Raw genomic sequence first — 23800 nt, 5'->3', positions numbered from 1 at the left:
CTACGCGTGCCGCCCGACGTTTGTGTGGCCGGGTGTCGGGTTTCGCGGGCATGGCCCTACAGGTGTGGCAAGAGCGTAGGGTGGAAATCGCGAAGCATTTCCACCTTGTCGTGGGGGCGGGGCGGTGGACAAGCTTCGCGTTGTCCACCCTACAAAAAGCACCCTCGGTGGCTGGCGCGGCTTTTTGTAGGTAGGGCCATGCCCGCGAAAAAATTGCCAGCAGGCCGGTATCTACGATTAGAGCTCCAACTTCTGCAGCAACTCCCGCACCTTCTCCGCGGCACCCGGCTGCCGCAGCAGCCGTTCGAGATCCCCATCTCCCGGCGCCGCGTCGGAGAAGTTCAGGTGTTCCGGCAGGATTTCCTCGCCGGGGCTGACCAGCAGGGCGAAGTGGATGACGTTTTCCAGCTCGCGGATGTTTCCCGGCCAGGCGTAGCCCTCCAGCGCCCGCTGCGCATCCACGCCGATCTGCGGCACCGGCAGTTCCAGGCGCTGGGCATAGACGCCGAGGAAGTACTCGGCCAGCGGCAGGATGTCGCCGACCCGCTGGCGCAGCGGCGGCAGCAGCAGGTTGCCGTCGTGCAGGTAGTGCTGCAGTCCTTCGAGGAACTTGCCGGCGCGGACCGCCTGGGCGAGGTCGATGCTGGTGGCGGCGACCAGGCGTACGTCCACCGGGATCGGCTGCTGCGATCCCACCCGGATCACCTCGCGCTCGTCCAGCGCCCTGAGCAGCTTGCTCTGCAGCGACAGCGGCAGGTCGGCGATCTCGTCGAGGTAGAGGGTGCCGCCGTTGGCAGAGCCGAACCAGCCGGCGCGGCTGCTCACCGGGCCATTGTGCGCGCCGGGCGCGTAGCCGAACAGTTCGGCCTCGGCATAGTTGCGGCTCAGCGCGCTGCAACTGACCGCGACGAACAGTCCCGGCCGCTCGCTGGCGCGGTGGATATGGCGGGCCAGCAGTTCCTTGCCGGTGCCGGTCTCGCCCTGGATCAGCACGGCCTGCGGGCCCGGTGCCAGCCGCTCGACTTCCTCGCGCACCTGGCGCGAGCGCGGGTCGAAGAACACCAGCGCCTTGGCGCGGATGCTCAGCGGGCTCTTCTCGGCATCGGGGAAGGTCAGCAGCGGTTGGGTGGGCTCGTGCCGGGTCATGGCGGCTCTCTCCAGGTAAAAAGAAACGCCGGTGCAAGGTCATCACCGGCGTGGAAGCGGACGCATGGCGTCCAGCGTGGGAGACATGCCCCGCCGCGGCGGGGCTCCGGATCAGAAGGCCGGCACCACGGCGCCGTCGTACTTCTTCTCGATGAAGGCTTTCACCTCGGGGCTGGTCAGGGCGGCGGAGAGCTTCTTCAGCGCCTCGCTGTCCTTGTTGTCCGGGCGCGCCACCAGGTAGTTCACGTAGGGCGAGTCGCGGTCTTCCAGCACCAGCGCGTCCTTCACCGGGTTGAGCTTGGCTTCCAGCGCATAGTTGGTGTTGATCAGGTCGAGGTCGACCTGGTCCAGCACGCGCGGCAGCAGGGCCGATTCCAGTTCCTTGAACTTCAGGTTCTTCGGGTTCTCGGCGATGTCCTTGGGCGTGGCCAGGGCATTGCTCGGGTCTTTCAGTTTGATCAGCCCGGCCTTCTGCAGAAGGATCAGCGCGCGGCCGCTGTTGCTGCCCTCGTTGGGCAGGGCGACGGTGGCGCCGTCGGGCAGGTCGGCCAGCGACTTGTACTTCTTCGAGTAGCCGCCGAAGGGTTCGACGTGCACGCCGGTCACGGTGACCAGTTCGGTGCCCTTGCCCTTGTTGAAGTTGTCCAGGTACGGCCTGGTCTGGAAGTAGTTGGCGTCCAGGCGTTTTTCCGCGACCTGCACGTTCGGCTGCACGTAGTCGGTGAAGACCTTCACTTCGAGGTCCACGCCTTCCCTGGCCAGGGTCGGCTTGATCAGTTCGAGGATTTCGGCGTGCGGCACCGGCGTGGCGGCGACCACCAGTTTCTCGTTGGCGTTGACCGAAGCGCTGAAGGCGGCGGCGAGGGCAGTCAGAAGCAGCAGTTTTTTCATCGCAGTGTCCTTGTGGGGCTGGCTGTACGCCTGCCGTGCATCGTCCGTGATCGGGACATTCGGGCAGGAGGAAGTCGTTTCCGGTGTCGTGATGGCGCCGGTTGATGAACAAGCTAGCTGGATTTTTTATTCCATAAAAATATTATTATTTTATTTTTATATTCTTTAAATGAATATGCATTGATGAGTCATCCGGTCGCGCGACAACGGACCGCGCGGCAACCAACCACGGCGGAATCCTCGAAAGCGCGGCGTACTATCGGATCGCTTTATTGAGCGGGGTCAAAACTTCGTTCCCGCAACTTTGCTTGCGACTGCGCGGCAAAGCCGAACCGGCAGTTCGTCGGTCATCCCGATAAGAACCTAACCTGAAGTCACGCAAGAACGCCCCGCGCCCGTGCGCGTGGCAGATTGCCCGGGCCGCGCGAGCGGCGGGCGTCGACCTGAGAGGAATCGTCATGCCCGGATTGGAGGCGTTAGACCTGGCCCGGATCCAGTTCGCCTTTACCGTGTCCTTCCACATCATCTTCCCTGCCATCACCATCGGTCTGGCCAGCTACCTGGCCGTGCTCGAAGGGCTGTGGCTGAAGACCCACGAGGAGGTCTATCGCGACCTCTATCACTTCTGGTCGAAGATCTTCGCGGTCAACTTCGGCATGGGCGTGGTCTCCGGCCTGGTGATGGCCTACCAGTTCGGCACCAACTGGAGCGAGTTCTCCACCTTCGCCGGCAGCGTCACCGGCCCGTTGCTGACCTACGAGGTGCTCACCGCGTTCTTCCTCGAAGCCGGCTTCCTCGGCGTCATGCTGTTCGGCTGGCACCGTGTCGGGCCGGGGCTGCACTTCTTCGCCACGGTGATGGTGGCGATCGGCACGCTGATCTCGACCTTCTGGATTCTCGCCTCCAACAGCTGGATGCAGACCCCGCAGGGCTACGAGATCGTTGACGGCCGGGTGATCCCGGTGGACTGGTTCGCGGTGATCTTCAACCCGTCGTTCCCCTACCGGCTGATGCACATGGCGGTCGCCGCCTTCCTCGCCACGGCGTTCTTCGTCGGCGCCTCGGCGGCCTGGCACCTGCTGCGCGGGCGCGACAACCCGGCGATCCGCAAGATGCTGTCGATGTCCATGTGGATGGCGCTGCTGGTCGCCCCGGTGCAGGCCATGATCGGCGACGCCCACGGCCTCAATACGCTGGAGCACCAGCCGGCGAAGCTCGCCGCCATCGAAGGCCACTGGGACAACAGCGAAGGCGGCCCGACCCCGCTGATCCTGTTCGGCTGGCCGGACATGCAGCGCGAGGAAACCCGCTTCAAGGTGGAAATCCCGGTGCTCGGCAGCCTGATCCTCAAGCACAGCCTGACCGAGCCGATCCCGGCGCTGAAGGACTTCCCGAAGGCGGACCGGCCGAACTCCACCGTGGTGTTCTGGTCGTTCCGCGTCATGGCCGGGCTCGGCATGCTGATGATCCTGGTCGGCGTATGGAGCCTGTGGCTGCGCTGGCGCGGCCGGCTTTACGAGGCACGCAACTTCCTGCGCCTGACATTGCTGATGGGGCCATCGGGGCTGATCGCCATCCTCGCCGGCTGGTTCACCACCGAAATCGGCCGCCAGCCGTGGGTGGTCTACGGCCTGATGCGCACCAGCGACGCGGTGTCGAACCACAGCGTGACGCAGATGAGCATCAGCCTGCTGCTGTTCGTGGTGGTGTATTTCTCGCTGTTCGGCGTCGGTATCGGCTACATGATGCGGCTGGTGCGCAAGGGACCGGTCACCGCCGAGGGACGCCGTTCCAGCAGCGGTGGCGCCGGTCAGCAGCGCACGGCGGCGCGGCCGCTGTCGGCCAGCGACGATGATGACAATGACGTCCCGGATGCGAGGAGCTGAGCCATGGGAATCGACCTTTCGCTGATCTGGGCGGTGATCATCGTCTTCGGCGTGATGATGTACGTGGTGATGGACGGCTTCGACCTGGGCATCGGCATGCTCTATCCGTTCTTCAAGGACTCCGGCGACCGCGACGTGATGATGAATACCGTGGCGCCGGTCTGGGACGGCAACGAGACCTGGCTGGTGCTCGGCGGCGCAGCACTGTTCTGCGCCTTCCCGCTGGCCTATGCGGTGGTGTTGTCGGCGCTCTACCTGCCGCTGATCCTGATGCTGGTGGGGCTGATCTTCCGTGGCGTGGCCTTCGAGTTCCGCTTCAAGGCCAAGGAGAGCAAACAGCACATCTGGGACAAGGCGTTCATCGGCGGCTCGCTGGTCGCGACCTTCTTCCAGGGCGTGGCGCTGGGGGCGTTCATCGAGGGCATCCCGGTGGCCGACGGGCGCTTCGCCGGCGGTTCGCTGGACTGGCTGGCGCCGTTCCCGCTGTTCTGCGGCCTTGGCCTGGTCTTCGCCTACAGCCTGCTCGGCTGCACCTGGCTGATCATGAAGACCGAAGGCCGCCTGCAGGAGCGCATGCACGACCTGGCGCGCCCGCTGGCGCTGGTGCTGCTGGCGGTGATCGGCATCGTCAGCCTGTGGACGCCGCTGGCCCACGAGGACATCGCCCAGCGCTGGTTCAGCCTGCCCAACCTGTTCCTGTTCATGCCGGTACCGCTGCTGGTGCTGCTGTGCTTCTACGCGCTGTTGCGCTCGGTGGCGAACAACGACCATGTGAAGCCCTTCGTGCTCACCCTGGCGCTGATCTTCCTCGGCTACAGCGGGCTGGGCATCAGCCTGTGGCCGAACATCATCCCGCCGTCGGTCTCCATCTGGGACGCCGCCGCCCCGCCGCAGAGCCAGGGCTTCGCGCTGGTCGGCGCGCTGTTCATCATCCCCTTCATCCTCGGCTACACGGCGTGGAGCTACTACGTGTTCCGCGGCAAGGTGAAACATGGCGATGGGTATCACTGAGATGAACAGTGAAGAAAAGGCGCCGCTGCGCAAACGCCTGGGCTGGCTGGTGCTGATCTGGACGGCCAGCGTGCTGGCCCTCGGCGCCGCAGCATGGCTGATGCGGCTGCTGATGAGTGCTGCCGGGTTGCACTCGTAGGTTGGCGCTGAGCTTGCGAAGCCCAACACCTGTTGGACGCGGCACCGTTGGGCTTCGCTGCGCTCAGCGCCAACCTACGTCCGTAGGATGGGTTGAGCGAAGCGATACCCATGCGGTCCGCTTCAATGCAACCTGTCCCGCTGCGCCAGGCTGGGGAACAGCTTCATCCACGCCCCGGTAACGATCAGCGTGCCGACCCCGCCCAGCACCACCGCCGGCACCGTGCCGAACCAGTGCGCGGTGACGCCGGATTCGAACTCGCCGAGCTGGTTCGAGGCGCCGATGAACAGGCCGTTCACCGCGCTGACCCGGCCGCGCATCTCGTCCGGGGTTTCCAGCTGCACGAAGGCGCCGCGGATCACCATGCTGATCATGTCCGCCGCGCCGAGCACCACCAGCACCCCGAGCGACAGCCAGAACGAGGTCGACAGGCCGAAGGCGATGGTCGCCAGTCCGAAGATGCCGACCGAGAGGAACATGATCCGCCCGACGTTGCGCTCGATGGGATAGCGCGCCAGCCAGAACGACATCAGCAGCGCGCCGACCGCCGGCGCCGAGCGCAGCAGGCCGAGGCCCCAGGGGCCGGTGAGCAGGATGTCGCGGGCGAACACCGGCAGCAGCGCGGTGGCGCCGCCGAGCAGCACGGCGAACAGGTCCAGCGAGATGGCGCCGAAGATGTCCGGGCGGCTGCGGATGTAGCGGATGCCGGCGAGCAGCGAATCCAGCGAGGCCTTGCCCTGGGTGCTTGGCTGCTGGCGCTTGGGCAGGGTCTGCATCAGCACGCAGGCGATGAAGTACAGCACGGCGGTCGGCGCATACACCCAGAACGCGCCGAAGGCGTAGAGCAGCCCGCCGAGTGCCGGTGCGGCGATGGTCGCCGCCTGGGTCGCCGAGGCGGAAGCGGCCACCGCGCGCGGGAAGAGGCCGGTGGGGACGATGTTCGGCAGCAGCGCCTGGGTGGTCGGCATCTCGAACGAACGCGCCGTGCCGAGCAGGAAGGCGAGGACGAAGATCATCTCGCGGCTGACGTTGTCGCTGCTGCTGCCGAGCACCAGCGCCAGGGCGATCAGGCCCTGGCCGATCTGGCAGATAGACGCCACCCGACGCCGGTCGTAGCGGTCGGCGACGTGCCCGGTGTGCAGCATGAACAGCACCCGCGGCACGAACTCCACCAGCCCGACCAGACCGAGGTCGAGCACGCTGCCGGTCAGCTGGTACATGTGCCAGCCGATGGCCACGGTGAGCATCTGGAAGCCGCTGGCAGTACAGACACGGGCCAGCCAGAAGGCGAGGAAGGGACGATGGCGGAGCAGGGAGGTGGCGTCGGCGGACATGGAGCGGGCTATTCATTAGGCGGCTAAGCAAGGTGCGGCAGATTAGCACGCCGTCCGAGCGGAATTGGCGTTTCCGCACCGCTGGCGAGGGCCGGCGTAGGGTGGACAACGCTCCGCTTGTCCACCGCCCCGGCCCCACGACAAGGTGGAAATGCTTCGCGATTTCCACCCTACGCCCTTGCCATACCTGTAGGAGCGGGCCATGCCCGCGAAAATCCGTGCCGCGTCATTTCGCGGGCATGGCCCGCTCCTACGAAGATGCTCTCGCGTTGCCGGCAGGGCAGGCCGGGTAGGGCGATGCCTGTTACATCCGCCACTCGATCCCCGCATACACGCTGCGCCCATCCCCCGGGAGGAACTGCGCGCTGTCGCGGCCGAAGGCGTTGGCGATCACGCCGGTGGAGGCGATGTAGGTCTTGTCGGACAGGTTGCGCCCCTCGACGAAGAAGCCGAAGCCCGACTCCGGCCGGTAGCCGCCTTTCAGGCCCCAGATCGCGTAGCCCTCGGCGTACAGGGTTTCCGCCTGGTCGACGTTGTAGTGATTGGGCGCCCACTCGAAGGTCGGGCCGGCGTACCAGCCTTCCTGCTGCCACATCGCCTCGCCCTTGATGAACTGGCGCGGCACGCCGGCCAGGCGGTTGTCGCCGAACACGTCGTCGTTGTCGAAGCGGAAGTCGTTGAACAGGTACTGGCCGCGTAGGGTGATCTGGCCGATGGTCCAGGCGCCGCCCAGTTCCACGCCGGAGTGGCGGGTGCGGTCGGCGTTGACGGTGCCGAGCGGCTGGCCGCTGGCATCGTTCAGGGACAGCAGTTCGTCGCGGATTTCGCTGCGGTAGACCGCCAGGTCGAGGTCGAAGTTGTCCTGCGTCCAGCGCATCCCGGCTTCCCAGGTGTTGGCCTTCTGCGCGTCGTTGGGGGCGAAGGCGATCACCTGGCCGCCAGTCAGTTCGCTGAAGCTCGGCGGCTCGAAGCTCTGGCTGAAATTGACGAACATCTGCATGCCGGGCATCAGGTCATGACGCAGGCCGATGCGGCCGATCCGCCCGATATAGGTCTTGTCGAAACTGGTGTCGCGTTCGTTGCCGGCCACCAGGCGGTCGTCGGAATCGCGCTGCTGGTGCAGCCAGCTCAGGCCGCCGATCAGCGCCCATTGCTCGGCCAGCGGAATCTGCAGCTCGCCGAAGGCATTCAGGTTGCGCGCGGTCTGGTTCAGCTCGTCGACCTGGCGGCCCTTGTGTCCGCCGACGTTGAGGTAGTTGGCCTGCTGGTTGCGTCCGTGGGCGCTTTCCACGCCGCCGTGCCAGCTCCAGCCGGCGTCGTTCTCCCAGATGTGCGCGAGGCGCAGGCCGTAGTCCTCGCTGTCGATATCGAGCACCTGGAAGATCGGGTGGAACAACGATTTCTCGGCGTACCAGCTGGACAGCTGCAGGCTGTGCCCGCCGCCCAGCTGCAGGGTGGTGATGTTGCCGACGCGGTCGAGGTTGTAGTTGCGCTGCTGGTCGCCGGTGATGTTGCCCGGCGCGGCCTGCTCGGGGTTGTCGCGCAGCTGCGCCTTGGTCAGGTTGCCCGGCAGGTCGGAGTCGGATTCCACGTGGGTCAGGTAGAGGCGGGTGGCGAGGTTTTCGTTGATCAGCCCGCCGAGGTTGGCGAAGTAGCGCTGGTTTTCCTGCCGGGCGTGGTCGCGGAAACCGTCCTGGCTGTAGTTGTTGGCGCTCAGGTAGCCGTCGATGCCGCCGAAATCCTGGGCCACGGCGGCGTACAGGCGGTTGTAGTCGAAGCTGCCGGCCTCGGCGCGCAGATCCAGCGGCGGAGCGGTCTTGCCGGTGGGGCTGACGAAGTTGATCGCCCCGCCGAGGGTGGCCGAGCCGTAGCGCCAGGCGTTGGCGCCGCGCAGCACTTCGATGTGGTCGACCGCCAGCGGTTCGATGGTCTGGAAGTCGAAGCTGCCGTCGGCCAGGTTGACCGGCGCGCCGTCCTGCATCAGCAACAGGCCGCGGCCGTGGAAGGTGCGCTGCAGGCCGGAGCCGCGGATCGACAGGCGCGCTTCTTCGGCGCCGAAGCGCGGCTGGATGAACACGCCGGGGGCCATGCCGAGGGCGTCCTGCAGGGTGCTGGTGCGGCCGGTCTTGTAGGTCTCGGCATCGACTACGGTAGCGCCGCCGGGGATGTGGGCGAACTCGGCCTTCTTCTCGGCGACGGTCGGCGAGGTGGGGTCCTTGTTTAGTTCGCCCTTGACGGTGGTGCTGTCCATTTCCAGATGGTCGGCCTGGGCGAGGGAGGCGAGGCCGATGTTGAGGGCGAGCACGCTGAGCATGTGGATAGTGCGCATGGCGTTTTCCTTGGTCTTGTAATCAGGTTCCATTCGCCCGCGGCCGATGGGCGCGGACGGGCGGGCCGGGCTGCGTGCGATGCGCAGGCGGGGCCGCTGCCGGTTGTGTTGAACGCTGATGTGCGACTAGGGCGCGCGGGGGTTGGCCGGAGGCCAGTTGTAGCGGGGCGAGGTGGCGCGGCGGGGCGCGGGATGGCGGAACGGGTTGGCGCCCGGGCGGATCAGCCAGGCGAGGAAGAACAGCGCGGCGACGCCGACGATGAAGGCGCCGCACAGCGGGCAGTCGAGGGCGGGGAGTTCCGCGTGGCCGGGGCTGCCGGCGAGACCGCCATCGGCTGCCGGGTCGACATGGCCCGAGGTGGAGCAGTACAGCCCGCCGATGCCGTTGAGCTGCATCCCGCTCATGTGTCCGTGGCCGATCGCGCAGGCGAGCGCGCTGAGCAGGATGCATCCGTAGAGCACCCAGGCGATCAGCGAGCGTTGGCGGCGGACAGCGTCCATGACCCAGATCCTTGTTTGTAAGACTGCCGGGCGAGCGGGGCGCCGCGGCAAGCAAGCAGAATTCTAATCTTTCCCTGTGTCCCCTGGATTGAACTTAGTCGCGGAAAACGTGCTGTCAATCTAGTGGCAAACGAAAAGAGCAGCGCTCAGCGGGTCGCCTTGAGCACCACGAATTTCGGGTTCGCCGCCACTTGTTCGACGCCACGAAACAGGCGCTTGAGCTTGGCGTGGTAGCCGAGGTGGCGGTTGCCGACGATCCACAGCTGGCCGCCCGTGACCAGCGCGTTGCGGGCCTGCTGGAACATGCGCCAGGCGAGGAAGTCGCCGACCACCTGCTGCTGGTGGAACGGCGGGTTGCACAGCACCACGTCCAGCGAGTCCGCCGGCTGCCCGGCCAGGCCGTCGCCGGCGCGGATATCCACAGGACGGTCGCCGAGCGCCGCCTGCCAGTTATCCCGGGCCGACTGCACGGCCATGTAGGACTCGTCGACCAGCGTGTAGTGCGCCTCAGGGTTGTCCAGCGCGCTGGCGATGGCGAGCACGCCGTTGCCGCAGCCGAGGTCGGCCACCCGCGCGCGGCCGAGGTTGCGCGGCAGGTGCGGGAGGAAGGCGCGGGTGCCGATGTCCAGCCCTTCGCGGCAGAACACGTTGGCGTGGTTGAGCAGTTCCAGGCGCGGCGTGTCGAGGGTGTAGCGGGTCGGGTAGGGCGAGCTGGCGTGCGGTTTGTCCTGCGGGGTGACGAACAGCAGGCGGGCCTTCTTCTCCGCCAGCGAGGCCTGCACCGGGCCGAGATACTTCTCCAGCAGATCGCCCGCCGCGCGCGGCAGATGCTTGATCATCGCCCCGGCCATCACCCGCGCGCCCGGCGCGAGCTGGCCCTGCAGGCGGATCAGCTGTTCTTCCAGCAGGGCGAGCGTCTTGGGAATGCGGATCAGCACCCGGTCGAAGGGCCCTTCGGCGCTTTCGCTGGCTGGCACGAAGCGCACGGCGTCCGCCGCCAAGTCGTTGCGCGCGAGGTTCTTCTGCAGCGCCAGGCTGGCCAGGAAGGAGTCGCCGCTGCTGGTTACCCGGGCGTGGCCGGCAAGGCTGGCGGCCAGCGCGCCGAAGCTGTCGTTGAGGACCAGCAGCCGGCTGTCGGCGGGCAGGCCGTCTTCCGCGACCTGCTTCAGCAGGTATTCATCGGCGGCGTCGAAGGCCTGCAGCGGGTCGTTCTGCTGCTCCGGCTGGCGGATCAGGTCGAGCTGGGCGAAGGGGCTGTTCAGAATAGGCATAGGAACTGGCGGTGTTTACCGGCTTCTCAATAGGAGAAACTAGGGCATTGCTTTGGATTGGGAGCGGAGTATGACCGCCAGCGAAGAGAAGTTCACCCGCCAGACGCTGCAGGAGGTGCACACGCTCACCCCGAGCCTGTTCACCCTGCGCACCACGCGCGACTCCGGTTTCCGCTTCCGCGCCGGGCAATTCGCCCGTCTCGGCGTGTACAAGCCGAGCGGCAGCATCGTCTGGCGCGCCTATTCGATGGTCTCGGCGCCCCATGACGAATTCCTCGAATTCTTCTCCATCGTGGTGCCGGGCGGGGAGTTCACCAGCGAACTGAGCCGGCTGCGCGAGGGCGACCAGTTGCTGATCGACCGCCAGGCGTTCGGTTTCCTCACCCTCGACCGCTTCGTCGACGGCCGCGATCTCTGGCTGCTGGCCACCGGCACCGGGCTGGCGCCGTTCCTGTCGATCCTGCAGGACTTCGAGGTGTGGGAGCGCTTCGAGTCGATCAAGCTGGTCTACAGCGCGCGGGAGAAACGCGAGCTGGCCTATCTCGACCTGATCGCCGGTCTCGGCCAGCGGGACTACCTGCAGGAGTACGCGCACAAGCTGCAGTTCATCCCGGTGGTCACCCGCGAGGAAGTGCCGGGCTGCCTGCACGGACGGATCACCACGCTGATCGAGAACGGCGAACTGGAACGCGCCGCCGGACTGGAGCTGACCCCGGAGCACTCGCGGGTGATGCTCTGCGGCAACCCGCAGATGATCGAGGACACCCGCGCGGTGCTGAAGAAGCGCGACATGAACCTCAGCCTGACCCGCCGGCCAGGGCAGATCGCGGTGGAAAACTACTGGTAGGGCAGTTGGTAGCTACGTAACTACGTGGCTGGGCCATGACTCGCGTAGGTTGGTGCTGAACGCAGTGAAGCCCAACGATGGCGATGTTGGGCTTCGCGTTGCTCAGCGCCAACCTACGGTGCCTGTAACCGCCGCTACTTCTGCTGGTTCTTCAGCAGATCGCGGATCTCGGTGAGCAGCTCCTGGTCCACGGTCGGTGCCGGCGGGGCGGCAGCTTCTTCGCGCTTCAGGCGGTTGATCGCCTTGACGCCCATGAAGATGGCGAAGGCGACGATCAGGAAGTCGAGCACGGTCTGAATGAATTTTCCGTAGGACAACACCACGGCCGGTGTCGCGCCTTCCGCGGCCTTGAGGGTGACGGCCAGGTCGGAGAAGTCGACGCCGCCGATCAGCAGGCCGATGGGAGGCATGATGACGTCGCCGACGAAGGACGAGACGATCTTGCCGAAGGCGGCGCCGATGATGATACCGACGGCCATGTCGACCACGTTGCCCTTGACGGCGAAGGCCTTGAACTCGCTGAGCAGACTCATGCAGAAACTCCTTGTAAGAAATGGGGACAGGGGGAGTTTAGCGGCCCTGGCGGCCACGGGCAGCCCGAATTGCACGGCTCGTGCATGACGCTGCGGAGCGCCGGGCTGCGGCGTCGGCGATTGGCGTGGGGGGAAGGGGGTGGTCTAGTCTGTAAGTGCAATCCACCGTGAAAAGGAGGACCCGCCATGCCACTCGAGCATCACCCGCTGTCCCGCGAATTCCCCGATTACAAAGCGAAAATGACGCAACTCCACGGCAAAGATGCCCATTTCACCAAGCTGGCAACCAGCTACGAGGCACTCGACAGGAAGATCTTCGAAGTCGAGGACGGCCGTGAGGCGCTGGACGATCTTTCCCTCAACAGCCTGAAGCTGCAGCGGGTCACCCTCAAGGACGAGATCGCCGAACTGCTCAAACGATCTACGTGAGGATGACTGGAGTCAAAGGCACCGGTAGGAACGAGGCGTAGGCTCTTGTCACTTTTTTCCTGCTGGTGCCATTGCCATGCCCAAATCGCAACGATTCCTCAGCAAGCACACCTCGCAAGCTCCCAAAGACAAGGAATTCCGCCGCGCGCAGGAGCGTCTGGTGCGCCTGAAACTGCAGTACGAACTGCTCGACCAGCGCATCGCCCGGGTCGAGGAGGGCATCGAGCGTCCCGAGGGCTCCATCGCCTCGTTGCTGATGCGCCGCGAAGGGCTGAAGCACGACATGGAGTGCCAGTATCGGCGGTTGCTGGCGGGCTGATTCTCAGCCTCACGCTTGCCAGCAACTGCAACCTGTAGGAGCCAGCTTGCTGGCGATCCGAACTCACCGGCGAGCACAGAGCCGCCGGCTGGCGCGGCTGATCGCCAGCAAGCTGGCTCCTACAGAAAGCAGAAAGCAATTCCCAGCCGGCATTAGCCGTTATCATGCGCACTTTGTCCTGACGGAGTCCGCCCATGGCCAAGGCCAAGCGCATGTATGGCTGCACCGAGTGCGGCGCCACCTTCCCGAAATGGGCCGGGCAGTGCGCTGACTGCGGGGCCTGGAACACCCTGGTCGAGACCGTCGTCGAAAGCCTCACCAGCCCTGCCTCGGGGCGTGGCGGCTGGGCCGGGCAGCAGGCCAACATCAAGACTCTTGCCGAAGTCAGCGTCGAGGAAATGCCGCGCTTCTCCACCGCATCCGCCGAACTCGACCGCGTCCTCGGCGGCGGCCTGGTGGACGGTTCGGTGGTGCTGATCGGCGGCGATCCCGGCATCGGCAAGTCCACCATTCTTCTGCAGACCCTCTGCAACATCGCCAGCCGCCTGCCGGCGCTCTACGTCACCGGCGAGGAATCCCAGCAGCAGGTCGCCATGCGCGCCCGTCGTCTCGGCCTGCCGGAAGACAAGCTGAAGGTGATGACCGAGACCTGCATCGAAAGCATCATCGCCACCGCCCGCCATGAAAAGCCCAAGGTGATGGTGATCGACTCCATCCAGACCATCTTCACCGAACAGCTGCAGTCCGCCCCCGGCGGCGTCGCCCAGGTGCGCGAGAGCGCGGCGCTGCTGGTGCGCTTCGCCAAGCAGAGCGGCACGTCGATCTTCCTGGTCGGCCACGTCACCAAGGAAGGCGCCCTGGCCGGCCCGCGCGTGCTGGAGCACATGGTCGACACCGTGCTGTATTTCGAGGGCGAGTCGGATGGCCGCCTGCGCCTGCTGCGGGCGGTGAAGAACCGCTTCGGCGCGGTCAACGAGCTGGGCGTGTTCGCCATGACCGACAAGGGTCTGAAGGAAGTTTCCAACCCGTCGGCGATCTTCCTTACCCGCGCCCAGGAATCGGTACCGGGCAGCGTGGTGATGGCAACTTGGGAAGGCACGCGGCCGATGCTGGTGGAAGTACAGGCGCTGGTCGATACCAGCCATCTCGGCAATCCGCGGCGGATCACCCTCGGCCTCGACCAGAACCGCCTGGCCATGCTGCTCGCCGTACTGCACCGCCACGGCGGCATTCCGACCTACGACCAGGACGTCTTCCTCAACGTGGTCGGCGGGGTGAAGGTGCTGGAAACCGCGTCCGACCTGGCACTAATGGCGGCGGTGATATCCAGCCTGCGCAACCGCCCGCTGGATCACCAGTTGCTGGTGTTCGGCGAGGTGGGCCTGTCCGGCGAGGTGCGTCCGGTGCCGAGCGGCCAGGAGCGTCTGAAGGAAGCGGCCAAGCACGGCTTCAAGCGCGCCATCGTGCCTAAGGGCAATGCGCCGAAGGAAGCGCCGCCGGGATTGCAGGTGATGGCTGTTACGCGCCTGGAGCAGGCGCTGGATGCGTTGTTCGAGTGAGCGTCCGTTGCCAGCGGGAAGCCCGGATCGCGAGCAAGCTCGCTCCTACAGGGTAGGGGTGCAACCCGCCAATCCCGATGCGTAATGGCGGGTTTCACCCGCCCTACGACGTATCACTCCCCGAGATGCGCCAGCTCGTGATCCAGCCGCTCGCCGCCGCCGAGGTTCAGTTCGAGCAGCCGGCGCAGGTGGCTGATGGAGTCGAGGTCGAGGTGCTTGCAGGTGAAGCCGAGGAAGCCCTCGCGTTCCCAGACCAGCTCCGCCTCCATGAAGATGTTGACGTCGAAGCCCAGGTAGATGCGCACCTCGAAGGGTTGCTTCGGGTCGCCGTGGAAGGTTTCCGGTCGCTGGATCAGCAACCCCTGCAGGGACAGGTCGTGCAGTCGCACTTTCCAGCGTTGATCGCCCTGAGAAAGCTCGGCGTTGGCGTCGAAGGCGATGCGCTGGAAGCGCCGGCGTTCGCGATTGCTCTCGCTCATGGGGTGAATTCCGAAAAGGTGGCGGCTTTTCGCTCCGCAGAATTGGACATTCCTGACAGTGATCAGGTACGAGCGTTCGGACTTTCCACTTGACTCTATCAGCCTTTTTACAACCGTGCAGACTTACGCTTGAGTTTGACAGTTCTGCAACCCTCGCCAAAGCTCCATAGGGGTTTCCTCCCTCTCTCATCGAAATCACTTGGGGCACAGAGCGATATGGATAAGCGACTTGTGGGCAAGGGCTTGATCGTCGGCCTGCTCAGTCTGGGCAGCGTAGTGGCACATGCCGATCAGGCCGGCGGCGGTGGCTGCGGCTGGGGCAACATGGTGTTCGAAGGGCAGCGCGGATTGTTCCCGCACCTTTTGGCCACCACCACCAACGGCACCTCGGGCAACGCAACCTTCGGCCTGACTTCAGGCACCAACGGCTGTGACTCCAGCGTGCGCCTCGGCTACGGCGGGCGCTCGATCTTCGCCATGAACGGCATGCTCGACAGCATCGCCGAAGACATGGCCAAGGGACAGGGCGAGGCGCTGGATGCCTACGCCGTCCTGCTTGGCATCGACACCAACGACCGCGCGCACTTCGCCCAGGTCACCCAGCAGCATTTCGGCGAGATCTTCGCCAGCAAGGACGTAACTGGAGAGCAGGTGCTCAGCAACACTCTGGCGGTCATGAGCCGCGACCAGGTTCTGGCGCGCTATGCCAAGCAACCGGCCTGAGTGACAACGCTCCCCTTTGCAACCCGCCTGTTGGCGGGTTCTTTTTTGCTGCTGCAAACGCCGCTGGCGAACGCCATGAGCCAGCGGCGTTTCGGCAATATCGTTGTAGGCTTTTTAGACTAAGGTTGAATGAAACGTCTGTAGGAAGAGACTAGAATTTTCCTGCGAAATCTCGCCTTTCAACCCTGTCGGAAGCCTCGCTATGAACAATAACAATAGCCTGCTACGTCACCTCGCCTGGCTGGTGGTGGCGGTAGCAGGAGCCTTTGCCTTGGGAGTCGTGGCTCTGCGCCGCGGCGAAGCCATCAACGCCTTGTGGATAGTCGTTGCGGCAGTCGCCATCTATCTGGTCGCCTACCGTTACTACAGCCTGTTCATCGCCAGCAAGGTGATGCAACTGGACCCCAACCGGGCCACGCCCGCGGTCATCAACAACGATGGCCTGGACTACGTGCCGACCAACAAGCACGTGCTCTTCGGTCACCACTTCGCCGCCATCGCCGGCGCCGGCCCGCTGGTCGGCCCCGTGCTCGCCGCGCAGATGGGCTACCTGCCCGGCACGCTCTGGCTGATTGCCGGCGTGGTGCTGGCCGGTGCGGTGCAGGACTTCATGGTCCTGTTCATCTCCACCCGCCGCAACGGCCGTTCGCTGGGCGAACTGGTGCGCGAGGAAATGGGCCAGGTGGCGGGAACCATCGCCCTGTTCGGCGCCTTCATGATCATGGTGATCATCCTCGCGGTGCTGGCGCTGATCGTGGTGAAAGCCCTGGCCGAAAGCCCGTGGGGCATGTTCACCGTGATGGCGACCATCCCGATCGCGATCCTCATGGGCCTGTACATGCGCTACATCCGCCCGGGCCGCATCGGCGAGATCTCGGTGGTCGGCGTCGCCCTGCTGCTCAGTTCGATCTGGCTGGGGGGCCAGGTTGCAGCCAGTCCGGAATGGGCGCCGCACTTCACCTTCACCGGCATACAGATCACCTGGATGCTGATCGCCTACGGCGCCATCGCCTCGGTGCTGCCGGTATGGCTGCTGCTGGCGCCGCGCGACTACCTGTCGACCTTCCTGAAGATCGGCACCATCGTCGCCCTCGCCATCGGCATCCTGATCGTCATGCCGGAGCTGAAGATGCCGGCGCTGACCCAGTTCACCGACGGCACCGGCCCGGTGTGGAAGGGCGCGCTGTTCCCGTTCCTGTTCATCACCATCGCCTGTGGCGCCGTGTCCGGCTTCCACGCGCTGATCTCCTCCGGCACCACGCCGAAGCTGCTCAACCGCGAGCCCGACGCCCGCTACATCGGCTACGGCGGCATGCTGATGGAATCCTTCGTGGCGATCATGGCCATGGTCGCCGCCTCGGTGATCGAGCCGGGCATCTACTTCGCCATGAACAGCCCGCCGGCCGTGGTCGGCACCGACGTCGCCGCAGTGGCCGCGACCGTCAGCAGCTGGGGCTTCGCCATCACGCCGGAGGTGCTCACGCAGACCGCCCAAGACATCGGCGAAACCACCATCCTGGCCCGTGCCGGCGGCGCGCCGACCCTCGCCGTGGGCATCGCGCACATCCTTCACCAGGTGCTGCCGGGTGAGAACACCATGGCCTTCTGGTACCACTTCGCGATCCTCTTCGAGGCGCTGTTCATCCTCACCGCGGTGGACGCCGGCACCCGCGCCGGGCGCTTCATGCTGCAGGACCTGCTGGGCGAATTCGTGCCGGCGCTGAGCCGGACCGACTCGTGGGGCGCCAACGTCTTCGCCACCGGCGGCTGCGTGGCGATGTGGGGCTGGCTGCTGTACCAGGGCGTGGTCGACCCGCTGGGCGGCATCAACACCCTGTGGCCGCTGTTCGGCATCTCCAACCAGATGCTCGCCGGCATCGCGCTGATGCTCGCCACCGTCGTGCTGATCAAGATGAAGCGCCAGCAGTACGTCTGGGTGACCATGGTGCCGGCCGCCTGGCTGCTGATCTGCACCACCACCGCGGGCCTGATCAAGATCTTCGACAGCAACCCGGCGGTGGGCTTCGTCGCCCTCGGCCAGAAATACAGTGCCGCGCTGGATGCCGGCCAGGTGCTGGCTCCGGCCAAGGACCTCGGCCAGGTGCAGAGCGTGATGATGAACGCGTACATCAACGCCGGCCTCACCGTGCTGTTCCTGCTGGTGGTGCTCAGCGTGCTGGTCTACTCGATCAAGGTCGGCGCTGCCGCGTGGAACAAGAAGGAGCGCACCGACAAGGAGTCGCCGTTCCAGCCGATTCCCGATGCCTGATGGAGGTGACGCATGTTCAACGACCTCAGCCGCATGGGTAAGTACCTCGGGCAGGCCGCCCGGATGCTGGTCGGCATGCCGGACTACGACAACTACGTCCAGCACATGCAGACCAAGCATCCGGACAAGCCGGTGATGACCTACGAGGAGTTCTTCCGCGACCGCCAGGAGGCGCGTTACGGCGGCGGCAAGGGACGGCCGATCCGCTGCTGCTGAACGGCACGCCCGGGGCGGAAAACGACCCGGGCTGTCGCCTCCGCGCCAGCGCGACCGAGGGTTGTCGGCAGGGATGAGGTTTTGCGACATCCTTGCCAAGCCCGATCCGATCACCACGGGCCACGAGCGATCGCGGCCCGTTTTCATTTTCCTGCCTGGAAGTACCCATGACTGATTCCGCAATCGCCACGCAGATTCCGGTGACCGTCCTCACCGGCTTTCTCGGCGCGGGCAAGACGACACTGCTCAAGCACATCCTCAAGGCCGAGCACGGCCTGAAGATCGCGGTGATCGAGAACGAGTTCAGCGAAACGCCCATCGACGCCCAACTGCTCGGCGACGAACCGGTGCAGGTGATGACCCTGTCCAACGGCTGCGTCTGCTGTACCATCAATACCGATCTGGAGAAGGCACTGTTCGTCCTGCTGGAACAGCGCGACAACGGCGAGATCGAGTTCGACCGCCTGGTGATCGAATGCACCGGCCTGGCCGACCCGGCGCCGGTGGCGCAGACCTTCTTCGTCGACGAGACCCTGCGCGAGCGCTACCTGCTCGACGGCATCATCACCCTGGTCGACGCGGTCAACGCCGAGCGCCACCTGCAGGAAACCATCGCCCAGGCCCAGGTCGGCTTCGGCGACCGCCTCCTGGTGAGCAAGCGCGACCTGGTCGAGCCGACCGACTACCAGACTCTGGTCGAACGCCTGCAGCGCATCAACCGCCGCGCGCAGGTCTTCCCTGTGGATAACGGCGCCATCGACCTCGACCGCCTGCTCGACGTGCGCGGCTTCAACCTCAACGCCGACGTCGGCCTGCGTCCACTGCAACCGCTGCGCCCAGCCGTGACGGTCAACGACCGCATCGCCACCATGGTCCTGCGCACGGATCGGCCGCTGGACATCGATCGCCTCAGCCAGTTCATGGACGACCTGCTGCAATGGCACGGCAACTCGCTGCTGCGCTACAAGGGCGTGCTGAACATCGCCGGCGAATCCCGCCGCCTGGTATTCCAGGGTGTGCTGCGGCTCTACGGGTTCGACTGGGACGCCGAGTGGCAGGAAGGCGAGGCGCGCGAGAGCGTGATGGTGTTCATCGGCGACAACCTGCCCGAGGAACAGATTCGCCAGGGGTTCGAGGCGATTACGGGCTGAGAGCTGCCCCCGTAGGAGCGGGCCGTGCCCGCGATCAGCCTCGTAGGGCGGGTGCAACCCGCCATGACATGCCATTTGCGGAAACCCGGCGGGTTTCACCTGCCCTGACGGGAGTGCCAAAGCCCCCGCATGCGGCTAGGCTAGGGCGGTTCCCACGCAAATGGATGTTGTAGCCATGACCTCTGAAACCGAAGCCACTTCCGCCCGCGAACCGCTCAGCGCGGTGGAGGCCCGCATCATCGGCTGCCTGATCGAGAAACAGGCGACCACCCCGGAGTCCTATCCGCTGACCCTCAACGCGCTGGTCACCGCTTGCAACCAGAAGACCAGCCGCGAGCCGGTGATGAACCTCACCCCCGGCCAGGTCGGCCAGGCCCTGCGCAGCCTGGAAGGGCGCGAACTGGTGCGCCTGCAGATGGGCAGCCGCGCCGACCGCTGGGAGCAGCGCACGGAAAAGACCCTGGAACTGGTCAAGCCGCAGCTGATGCTGATCGCGTTGCTGCTCCTGCGCGGCCCGCAGACGCTCAACGAACTGCTCACCCGCACCCAGCGCATGTACGAATTCGACGACACCGAGGAAGTCCGCCACCAGCTCGAACGCCTCGCCGCCCGCGGCATGACCGTGCAACTGGAACGCCAGCCGGGACAGCGCGAAGAGCGCTACATGCACCTGCTCGGCACCGAGGAAGACCGCGCCGAAGCCATCGCCGCCAGCGCCACCCGCAGCAGCTCCAGCGAGGGCGGCAGCCCCGTGGACAGCGGCCGCCTCGCCGAACTGGAAGCCCGAGTCGCCGCCCTCGAAGAACGCCTGGCGCGGCTGGAGCAGGAACGCGATTAAACCGCTGCGACGGATTTTGTAGGAGCCAGCTTGCTGGCGATCCCAAGCTCGCCGACAACGAGAGAGCCGCCGGTTGGCACGGTCGATCGCCAGCAAGGACTGGGCGTCCCCCTGGCTCCTACAGGTTCGGTGCGTGGGTGAGGTTACTTACTCAGAAGATGTAATCCGTCGTCAGGAAATTCGACTCCCGATTGCGGATGATCTCGCTGACCAGCTCCTTGTTGTCCTCCTGGAACTTCGTCGCCACCAGCGTGCGGATGGAGAACACCCGCAGTGCGTCGTGTACCGACAGGGTGCCTTCCGCCGAGTTCTTGCGGCCGTTGAAGGGGAAGGTGTCCGGGCCGCGCTGGCACTGGGCGTTGATGTTGATCCGGCCGACCTGGTTGACGAACGCATCCACCAGCCGGCCGACCTGTGCCGGGTCGTTGCCGAAGATGCTCAGCTGCTGGCCGTAGTCGGAATGCAGCACGTAGTCGATCACTTCCTTCAGGTCGCGGTACGGCACCACCGGGATCAGCGGGCCGAACTGTTCTTCCTGGTAGATGCGCATGTTCGCGCTCACCGGGCTGAGCAGCGCCGGATAGAAGAAGCTTTGCCGGTGCGCGCCGCCGCCCGGGTTGATCACGTTCGCGCCCTTGGCGACGGCGTCCCGCAGCAGGCCGTTGAGGTAATCCACCTTGCCTGGCTCCGGCAGCGGGGTGAGTGCCACGCCCGGTTCCCAGGGCATGCCCGGCTTGAGCGTGGCGAGTCTGGCGCTGAATTTGTCGAGAAACGGCTGCAGCACATCCTCGTGCACGAAGAGGATCTTCAGCGCGGTGCAGCGCTGGCCGTTGAAGGAAAGGGCGCCGGTGACGGCTTCGCTGACGGCGTTGTCGAGGTCGACCTGCGGCAGCACGATGCCCGGGTTCTTCGCATCCAGGCCGAGCGCCGCGCGCAGGCGGTGCGGGCGTGGGTGCAGTTTCTTCAGGTCGCTGGCGCCGGAGTGGGTGCCGATGAAGGCGAATACGTCGATCTTGCCGCTGGCCATCAGCGCGCTGACGGTGTCGCGGCCCTTGCCGTAGATGATGTTGATCACCCCCGGCGGGAAGCTGTCGCGGAACGCCTCCAGCAGCGGGCGGATCAGCAGCACGCCGAACTTGGCCGGCTTGAACACCACGGTGTTGCCCATGATCAGCGCCGGGATCAGGGTGGTGAAGGTTTCGTTCAGCGGGTAGTTGTACGGGCCCATGCACAGTGCCACGCCCATCGGCACACGGCGGATCTGGCCGAGGGTGCCCTGTTCCAGCTCGAAGCGGCTGGAGCGGCGGTCCAGTTCCTTGAGCGCCTCGATGGTGTCGACGATGTAGTCGCAGGTGCGGTCGAATTCCTTCTCGGAGTCCTTGAGGTTCTTGCCGATCTCCCACATCAGCAGCTTGACCACCGCCTCGCGCTGTTCGCGCATGCGGGCGAGGAAGGTTTCGACGTGCTGGATGCGCTCGGCCACGCGCAGGGTCGGCCACAGGCCCTGGCCGTGATCGTAGGCTGCAACTGCTGCATCGAGAGCGGCCAGCGCGGCGTCGGCGTCGAGCAGCGGGGTGCTGCCGAGGATCACCTGTTCGTCGCCGTTCTCGCCGGCCAGGAAGACCGGGCTGCGCACCGCGGCGAGCGGGCCTTCCCAGCGCCTGAGTTCGCCGTTCAGCAGGTACTCGCGCTGCTCGATGGGCGCGCCCAGGCGGTATTGCTCGGGGATGTCGGCGAGGGTTGGGAAGAGGTGGTCGAGGTTGTTGTTGTCGTGCATTGCCAATTCCTCTGGAGCGGGAAGACGGTAGGGCGGGTGCAACCCGCCATTGGCCGGTGACAAGGGTGGCGGGTTGCACCCGCCCTACGCGGTATTCGCCATCCGCCGCTCAGATCACCAGCGACAGCAGCAGAATGAACACCAGCCCGACCACGGAGAGGATGGTCTCCATCATCGTCCAGGTCTTGAAGGTTTCCGCGACGCTCATGTTGAAGTACTGCTTCACCAGCCAGAAACCGGCGTCGTTGACGTGGGAGAGGATCAGCGAGCCGGCGCCGGTGGCGAGCACCAGCAGTTCGCGGTTCACTCCGGGGATCATGTCGATCACCGGCACCACGATGCCCGCGCCGGTGATGGTGGCGACGGTGGCCGAACCGGTGGCGATGCGGATCAGCGCGGCGACCAGCCAGGCCAGCAGGATCGGCGAGATCTGCGCGTTCACCGCCAGATGGCCGATCACGTCGCCCACGCCGCTGGCCACCAGCATCTGTTTGAAGCCGCCGCCGGCGCCGATGATCATGACGATGGCGGCGGTCGGCGCGAGGCTGTGGTCGAGCAGCTTGAGCACCTGCTTCGACTCGAAGCCGCGCGCATAGCCGAAGGTGTACAGCGCCAGCAGCAGGGCCAGCAGCAGGGCGGTGATCGGGTGGCCGATCATGTCCAGCCAGGCGCGGATGATGTGGTCTTCCGGCAGCACCACGTCGGCGAAGGTCTTCAGCAGCATCAGGAACACCGGCAGCAGGACCGTCAGCAGGGTCACGCCGAAGCTCGGCAGGTTGCTGGCTTCCGGATCGTGGGCGAGTTGCTCGACCAGTTCCTCCGACGGGCTGCCGGGGATGTATCGGGCGATGAAGGCGCCGTACAGCGGGCCGGCGATGGCCGCGGTGGGCAGGGCGACGATCAGGCCGTAGAGGATGGTCTTGCCGATGTCGGCGCCGAACACGCCGATCGCCAGCAGTGGACCGGGATGCGGCGGCACCAGGCCGTGCACGGCGGAGAGACCGGCCAGCAGCGGGATGCCGATCTTGATCAGCGATACGCCGCTGCGCTTGGCGACGATGAACACCAGCGGGATCAGCAGGATGAAGCCGATCTCGAAGAACAGCGGAATGCCGACCAGGAACGCCGCCAGCATCATCGCCCAGTGCACGCGTTCCTTGCCGAAGGCCTGGATCAGGGTGCGGGCGATCTGATCGGCGCCGCCGGATTCGGCCATCATCTTGCCGAGCATGGTGCCCAGGGCGAGGATCACGCCGACGAAGCCGAGCACGCCGCCGAAGCCGTCCTGGAAGGATTTGACGATCTTTTCCACCGGCATGCCGGAGGTCAGGCCGAGGAAGCCGGCGGCGATGATCAGGGCGACGAAGGGGTGGAACTTGAAGCGGGTGATCAGCAGGATCAGGCCGACGATGGTGACCACTGCATCGAGCAGCAGGTAGGTGTCGTGAGACATGCCGAGCATGGCGAATCTCCTATTGTCGTTGTTGTGCCGGAGCGGTTTTCAAGGGTGATTCTGAGATAGCGCTATCTTTTTCGGGCAGGCGAAAAAGCGCTCACTCGAAACCATGCAGGCGCCACCAGTCGTTGGTGGCTTGCGCCAGGTTTTCCACCGGGCGGGTGGCGTCCAGGCGCAGGGTCAGGGGTTCGTCCAGCGGCGGTTCGAGGGCGGCGAACTGGCTTTCGATCAGCGTAGCCGGCATGAAATGCCCGGGGCGGCAGGCGACCCGTTGCGCGGCTGTGGTCGGCGTCAGCTCCAGGAACACCACGCCGAGGCCGGGCACCGCGCTGCGCAGGCGCTCGCGATAGCTGCGCTTGAGGGCGGAGCAGGTGAGCACCGGCTGCCTGCCGGCGGCGACCGCCTTGCGCAGCTCGTCGCACAGGGTATCCAGCCAGCCGGCGCGGTCTTCGTCGTTCAGCGGGATGCCGGCGCTCATCTTGCGAATGTTTTCCGCGGGGTGGAATGCATCGCCTTCGATGATGCAGGCGCCGCTCTGCCGGCAGATCGCCTCGGCGACGCTGGACTTGCCGCAGCCGGCGACGCCCATGATCACGAGTGCATTGATGGTGGGGAGCATAGGGTGCCTCTGGGCAGAGACAGCGCTATCTTTGAAAGTTGAGACAAATTGCACGGGCTGCCTCCGCATTCTTGTGA

23 protein-coding genes are annotated in these 23800 nt (G+C 65.6%); 12 read left to right on the top strand and 11 right to left on the bottom strand.

Going from position 1 to position 23800, the window contains the following annotated elements; genetic code table 11:
* Positions 1-237: 237 nt before the first annotated feature.
* Both JFY56_RS07930 and JFY56_RS07925 read right to left on the bottom strand, forming a co-directional pair.
* The gene (locus tag JFY56_RS07930; RefSeq protein WP_208312987.1) at positions 238-1146 is read right to left on the bottom strand and encodes a sigma 54-interacting transcriptional regulator; all 909 of its coding nucleotides are present in this window, start codon (positions 1144-1146) and stop codon (positions 238-240) included.
* A gap of 111 nt (positions 1147-1257) precedes the next feature.
* Entirely contained in the window at positions 1258-2037 is a 780-nt protein-coding gene (locus tag JFY56_RS07925) for a MetQ/NlpA family ABC transporter substrate-binding protein (RefSeq protein ID WP_208312986.1), read from the bottom strand.
* Positions 2038-2495: 458 nt separating this feature from the next.
* Here JFY56_RS07925 and JFY56_RS07920 point away from each other — a divergent pair, with 458 nt between their 5' ends.
* From JFY56_RS07920 to JFY56_RS07910, 3 genes are read left to right on the top strand one after another with little or no spacing between them, the layout of a single operon-like run.
* Positions 2496-3923: a cytochrome ubiquinol oxidase subunit I gene (locus JFY56_RS07920; RefSeq protein WP_208312985.1), complete on the top strand. Its 1428-nt coding sequence runs from the start codon at positions 2496-2498 to the stop codon at positions 3921-3923.
* Positions 3924-3926: 3 nt separating this feature from the next.
* A complete protein-coding gene (gene cydB, locus JFY56_RS07915; RefSeq protein ID WP_208312984.1) occupies positions 3927-4934 on the top strand; it encodes a cytochrome d ubiquinol oxidase subunit II in 1008 nt (335 codons plus the stop codon).
* A gap of 1 nt (position 4935) precedes the next feature.
* The gene (locus tag JFY56_RS07910; RefSeq protein ID WP_208312983.1) at positions 4936-5073 is read left to right on the top strand and encodes a DUF2474 domain-containing protein; all 138 of its coding nucleotides are present in this window, start codon (positions 4936-4938) and stop codon (positions 5071-5073) included.
* A 122-nt stretch (positions 5074-5195) separates the two neighbouring features.
* On the opposite strand, the gene JFY56_RS07905 is transcribed toward JFY56_RS07910, so the two are convergent.
* The 4 genes from JFY56_RS07905 to JFY56_RS07890 form a co-directional block, all read right to left on the bottom strand.
* Positions 5196-6407: an MFS transporter gene (locus tag JFY56_RS07905; protein ID WP_208312982.1), complete on the bottom strand. Its 1212-nt coding sequence runs from the start codon at positions 6405-6407 to the stop codon at positions 5196-5198.
* A 304-nt stretch (positions 6408-6711) separates the two neighbouring features.
* The gene (locus tag JFY56_RS07900) at positions 6712-8736 is read right to left on the bottom strand and encodes a TonB-dependent receptor family protein (RefSeq protein ID WP_208312981.1); all 2025 of its coding nucleotides are present in this window, start codon (positions 8734-8736) and stop codon (positions 6712-6714) included.
* Positions 8737-8862: 126 nt separating this feature from the next.
* The gene (locus JFY56_RS07895) at positions 8863-9237 is read right to left on the bottom strand and encodes a DUF2946 domain-containing protein (RefSeq protein ID WP_208312980.1); all 375 of its coding nucleotides are present in this window, start codon (positions 9235-9237) and stop codon (positions 8863-8865) included.
* Positions 9238-9383: 146 nt separating this feature from the next.
* Positions 9384-10508 (bottom strand): methyltransferase, encoded by a 1125-nt coding sequence (locus tag JFY56_RS07890; RefSeq protein WP_208312979.1) that lies wholly within the window; start codon positions 10506-10508, stop codon positions 9384-9386.
* Positions 10509-10578: 70 nt separating this feature from the next.
* Here JFY56_RS07890 and JFY56_RS07885 point away from each other — a divergent pair, with 70 nt between their 5' ends.
* Complete coding sequence (locus JFY56_RS07885) at positions 10579-11355, top strand: ferredoxin--NADP reductase (protein WP_208312978.1); 777 nt, start codon at positions 10579-10581, stop codon at positions 11353-11355.
* Between the two features lie 134 nt (positions 11356-11489).
* Here JFY56_RS07885 and mscL read toward each other — a convergent pair whose 3' ends face one another.
* The gene (gene mscL / locus JFY56_RS07880) at positions 11490-11888 is read right to left on the bottom strand and encodes a large-conductance mechanosensitive channel protein MscL (RefSeq protein WP_208312977.1); all 399 of its coding nucleotides are present in this window, start codon (positions 11886-11888) and stop codon (positions 11490-11492) included.
* 186 nt (positions 11889-12074) lie between these two features.
* Between mscL and JFY56_RS07875 the strand changes: the two genes are divergently transcribed.
* The 3 genes from JFY56_RS07875 to radA all read left to right on the top strand — a co-directional run bounded on the left by JFY56_RS07875 (position 12075) and on the right by radA (position 14195).
* On the top strand, positions 12075-12317 hold the full coding sequence (locus JFY56_RS07875) for a YdcH family protein (RefSeq protein ID WP_208312976.1): 243 nt from the start codon (positions 12075-12077) through the stop codon (positions 12315-12317).
* A gap of 76 nt (positions 12318-12393) precedes the next feature.
* Positions 12394-12636 carry a hypothetical protein gene (locus JFY56_RS07870; protein WP_208312975.1) on the top strand — a complete coding sequence of 81 codons (243 nt, stop codon included), beginning with the start codon at positions 12394-12396 and terminating at the stop codon, positions 12634-12636.
* A gap of 194 nt (positions 12637-12830) precedes the next feature.
* On the top strand, positions 12831-14195 hold the full coding sequence (gene radA, locus JFY56_RS07865; RefSeq protein WP_208312974.1) for a DNA repair protein RadA: 1365 nt from the start codon (positions 12831-12833) through the stop codon (positions 14193-14195).
* A gap of 113 nt (positions 14196-14308) precedes the next feature.
* On the opposite strand, the gene JFY56_RS07860 is transcribed toward radA, so the two are convergent.
* Positions 14309-14674: a PilZ domain-containing protein gene (locus JFY56_RS07860; RefSeq protein WP_208312973.1), complete on the bottom strand. Its 366-nt coding sequence runs from the start codon at positions 14672-14674 to the stop codon at positions 14309-14311.
* A gap of 216 nt (positions 14675-14890) precedes the next feature.
* On the opposite strand from JFY56_RS07860, the gene JFY56_RS07855 reads away from it, so the two are divergent.
* From JFY56_RS07855 to JFY56_RS07835, 5 genes are all read left to right on the top strand, one after another.
* Complete coding sequence (locus JFY56_RS07855) at positions 14891-15397, top strand: DUF3015 domain-containing protein (protein ID WP_208312972.1); 507 nt, start codon at positions 14891-14893, stop codon at positions 15395-15397.
* Between the two features lie 202 nt (positions 15398-15599).
* A complete protein-coding gene (locus JFY56_RS07850; RefSeq protein ID WP_208312971.1) occupies positions 15600-17666 on the top strand; it encodes a carbon starvation CstA family protein in 2067 nt (688 codons plus the stop codon).
* Between the two features lie 12 nt (positions 17667-17678).
* Positions 17679-17882, top strand: a complete 204-nt coding sequence (locus JFY56_RS07845) for a YbdD/YjiX family protein (protein ID WP_208312970.1) — start codon at positions 17679-17681, stop codon at positions 17880-17882.
* A gap of 167 nt (positions 17883-18049) precedes the next feature.
* Entirely contained in the window at positions 18050-19033 is a 984-nt protein-coding gene (gene yjiA / locus JFY56_RS07840) for a GTPase (RefSeq protein WP_208312969.1), read from the top strand.
* 175 nt (positions 19034-19208) lie between these two features.
* Positions 19209-19871 carry a YceH family protein gene (locus JFY56_RS07835; RefSeq protein ID WP_208312968.1) on the top strand — a complete coding sequence of 221 codons (663 nt, stop codon included), beginning with the start codon at positions 19209-19211 and terminating at the stop codon, positions 19869-19871.
* A gap of 151 nt (positions 19872-20022) precedes the next feature.
* On the opposite strand, the gene JFY56_RS07830 is transcribed toward JFY56_RS07835, so the two are convergent.
* The 3 genes from JFY56_RS07830 to JFY56_RS07820 form a co-directional block, all read right to left on the bottom strand.
* Positions 20023-21648, bottom strand: coding sequence for an NADP-dependent glyceraldehyde-3-phosphate dehydrogenase (locus JFY56_RS07830; protein ID WP_208312967.1), 1626 nt, complete (start codon positions 21646-21648; stop codon positions 20023-20025).
* A 109-nt stretch (positions 21649-21757) separates the two neighbouring features.
* Positions 21758-23110, bottom strand: a complete 1353-nt coding sequence (locus JFY56_RS07825) for a GntP family permease (protein WP_208312966.1) — start codon at positions 23108-23110, stop codon at positions 21758-21760.
* A gap of 91 nt (positions 23111-23201) precedes the next feature.
* On the bottom strand, positions 23202-23723 hold the full coding sequence (locus tag JFY56_RS07820; protein ID WP_208312965.1) for a gluconokinase, GntK/IdnK-type: 522 nt from the start codon (positions 23721-23723) through the stop codon (positions 23202-23204).
* Positions 23724-23800: the final 77 nt, after the last annotated feature.

The sequence above is a fragment of the Pseudomonas schmalbachii genome (genome assembly GCF_017589465.1).
GTDB classification, from domain to species: Bacteria; Pseudomonadota; Gammaproteobacteria; order Pseudomonadales; family Pseudomonadaceae; genus Pseudomonas; species Pseudomonas schmalbachii.
This window is presented reverse-complemented; position numbering and strand designations above follow the sequence as displayed.

Excerpts from the sequence above, each read along its gene's own strand:
- JFY56_RS07930 (WP_208312987.1), bottom strand. The coding sequence starts at position 1,146 with ATGACCCGGCACGAGCCCACCCAACCGCTGCTGACCTTCCCCGATGCC.
- JFY56_RS07925 (WP_208312986.1), bottom strand. The coding sequence starts at position 2,037 with ATGAAAAAACTGCTGCTTCTGACTGCCCTCGCCGCCGCCTTCAGCGCT.
- JFY56_RS07920 (WP_208312985.1), top strand. The coding sequence starts at position 2,496 with ATGCCCGGATTGGAGGCGTTAGACCTGGCCCGGATCCAGTTCGCCTTT.
- cydB (WP_208312984.1), top strand. The coding sequence starts at position 3,927 with ATGGGAATCGACCTTTCGCTGATCTGGGCGGTGATCATCGTCTTCGGC.
- JFY56_RS07910 (WP_208312983.1), top strand. The coding sequence starts at position 4,936 with ATGAACAGTGAAGAAAAGGCGCCGCTGCGCAAACGCCTGGGCTGGCTG.
- JFY56_RS07905 (WP_208312982.1), bottom strand. The coding sequence starts at position 6,407 with ATGTCCGCCGACGCCACCTCCCTGCTCCGCCATCGTCCCTTCCTCGCC.
- JFY56_RS07900 (WP_208312981.1), bottom strand. The coding sequence starts at position 8,736 with ATGCGCACTATCCACATGCTCAGCGTGCTCGCCCTCAACATCGGCCTC.
- JFY56_RS07895 (WP_208312980.1), bottom strand. The coding sequence starts at position 9,237 with ATGGACGCTGTCCGCCGCCAACGCTCGCTGATCGCCTGGGTGCTCTAC.
- JFY56_RS07890 (WP_208312979.1), bottom strand. The coding sequence starts at position 10,508 with ATGCCTATTCTGAACAGCCCCTTCGCCCAGCTCGACCTGATCCGCCAG.
- JFY56_RS07885 (WP_208312978.1), top strand. The coding sequence starts at position 10,579 with ATGACCGCCAGCGAAGAGAAGTTCACCCGCCAGACGCTGCAGGAGGTG.
- mscL (WP_208312977.1), bottom strand. The coding sequence starts at position 11,888 with ATGAGTCTGCTCAGCGAGTTCAAGGCCTTCGCCGTCAAGGGCAACGTG.
- JFY56_RS07875 (WP_208312976.1), top strand. The coding sequence starts at position 12,075 with ATGCCACTCGAGCATCACCCGCTGTCCCGCGAATTCCCCGATTACAAA.
- JFY56_RS07870 (WP_208312975.1), top strand. The coding sequence starts at position 12,394 with ATGCCCAAATCGCAACGATTCCTCAGCAAGCACACCTCGCAAGCTCCC.
- radA (WP_208312974.1), top strand. The coding sequence starts at position 12,831 with ATGGCCAAGGCCAAGCGCATGTATGGCTGCACCGAGTGCGGCGCCACC.
- JFY56_RS07860 (WP_208312973.1), bottom strand. The coding sequence starts at position 14,674 with ATGAGCGAGAGCAATCGCGAACGCCGGCGCTTCCAGCGCATCGCCTTC.
- JFY56_RS07855 (WP_208312972.1), top strand. The coding sequence starts at position 14,891 with ATGGATAAGCGACTTGTGGGCAAGGGCTTGATCGTCGGCCTGCTCAGT.
- JFY56_RS07850 (WP_208312971.1), top strand. The coding sequence starts at position 15,600 with ATGAACAATAACAATAGCCTGCTACGTCACCTCGCCTGGCTGGTGGTG.
- JFY56_RS07845 (WP_208312970.1), top strand. The coding sequence starts at position 17,679 with ATGTTCAACGACCTCAGCCGCATGGGTAAGTACCTCGGGCAGGCCGCC.
- yjiA (WP_208312969.1), top strand. The coding sequence starts at position 18,050 with ATGACTGATTCCGCAATCGCCACGCAGATTCCGGTGACCGTCCTCACC.
- JFY56_RS07835 (WP_208312968.1), top strand. The coding sequence starts at position 19,209 with ATGACCTCTGAAACCGAAGCCACTTCCGCCCGCGAACCGCTCAGCGCG.
- JFY56_RS07830 (WP_208312967.1), bottom strand. The coding sequence starts at position 21,648 with ATGCACGACAACAACAACCTCGACCACCTCTTCCCAACCCTCGCCGAC.
- JFY56_RS07825 (WP_208312966.1), bottom strand. The coding sequence starts at position 23,110 with ATGCTCGGCATGTCTCACGACACCTACCTGCTGCTCGATGCAGTGGTC.
- JFY56_RS07820 (WP_208312965.1), bottom strand. The coding sequence starts at position 23,723 with ATGCTCCCCACCATCAATGCACTCGTGATCATGGGCGTCGCCGGCTGC.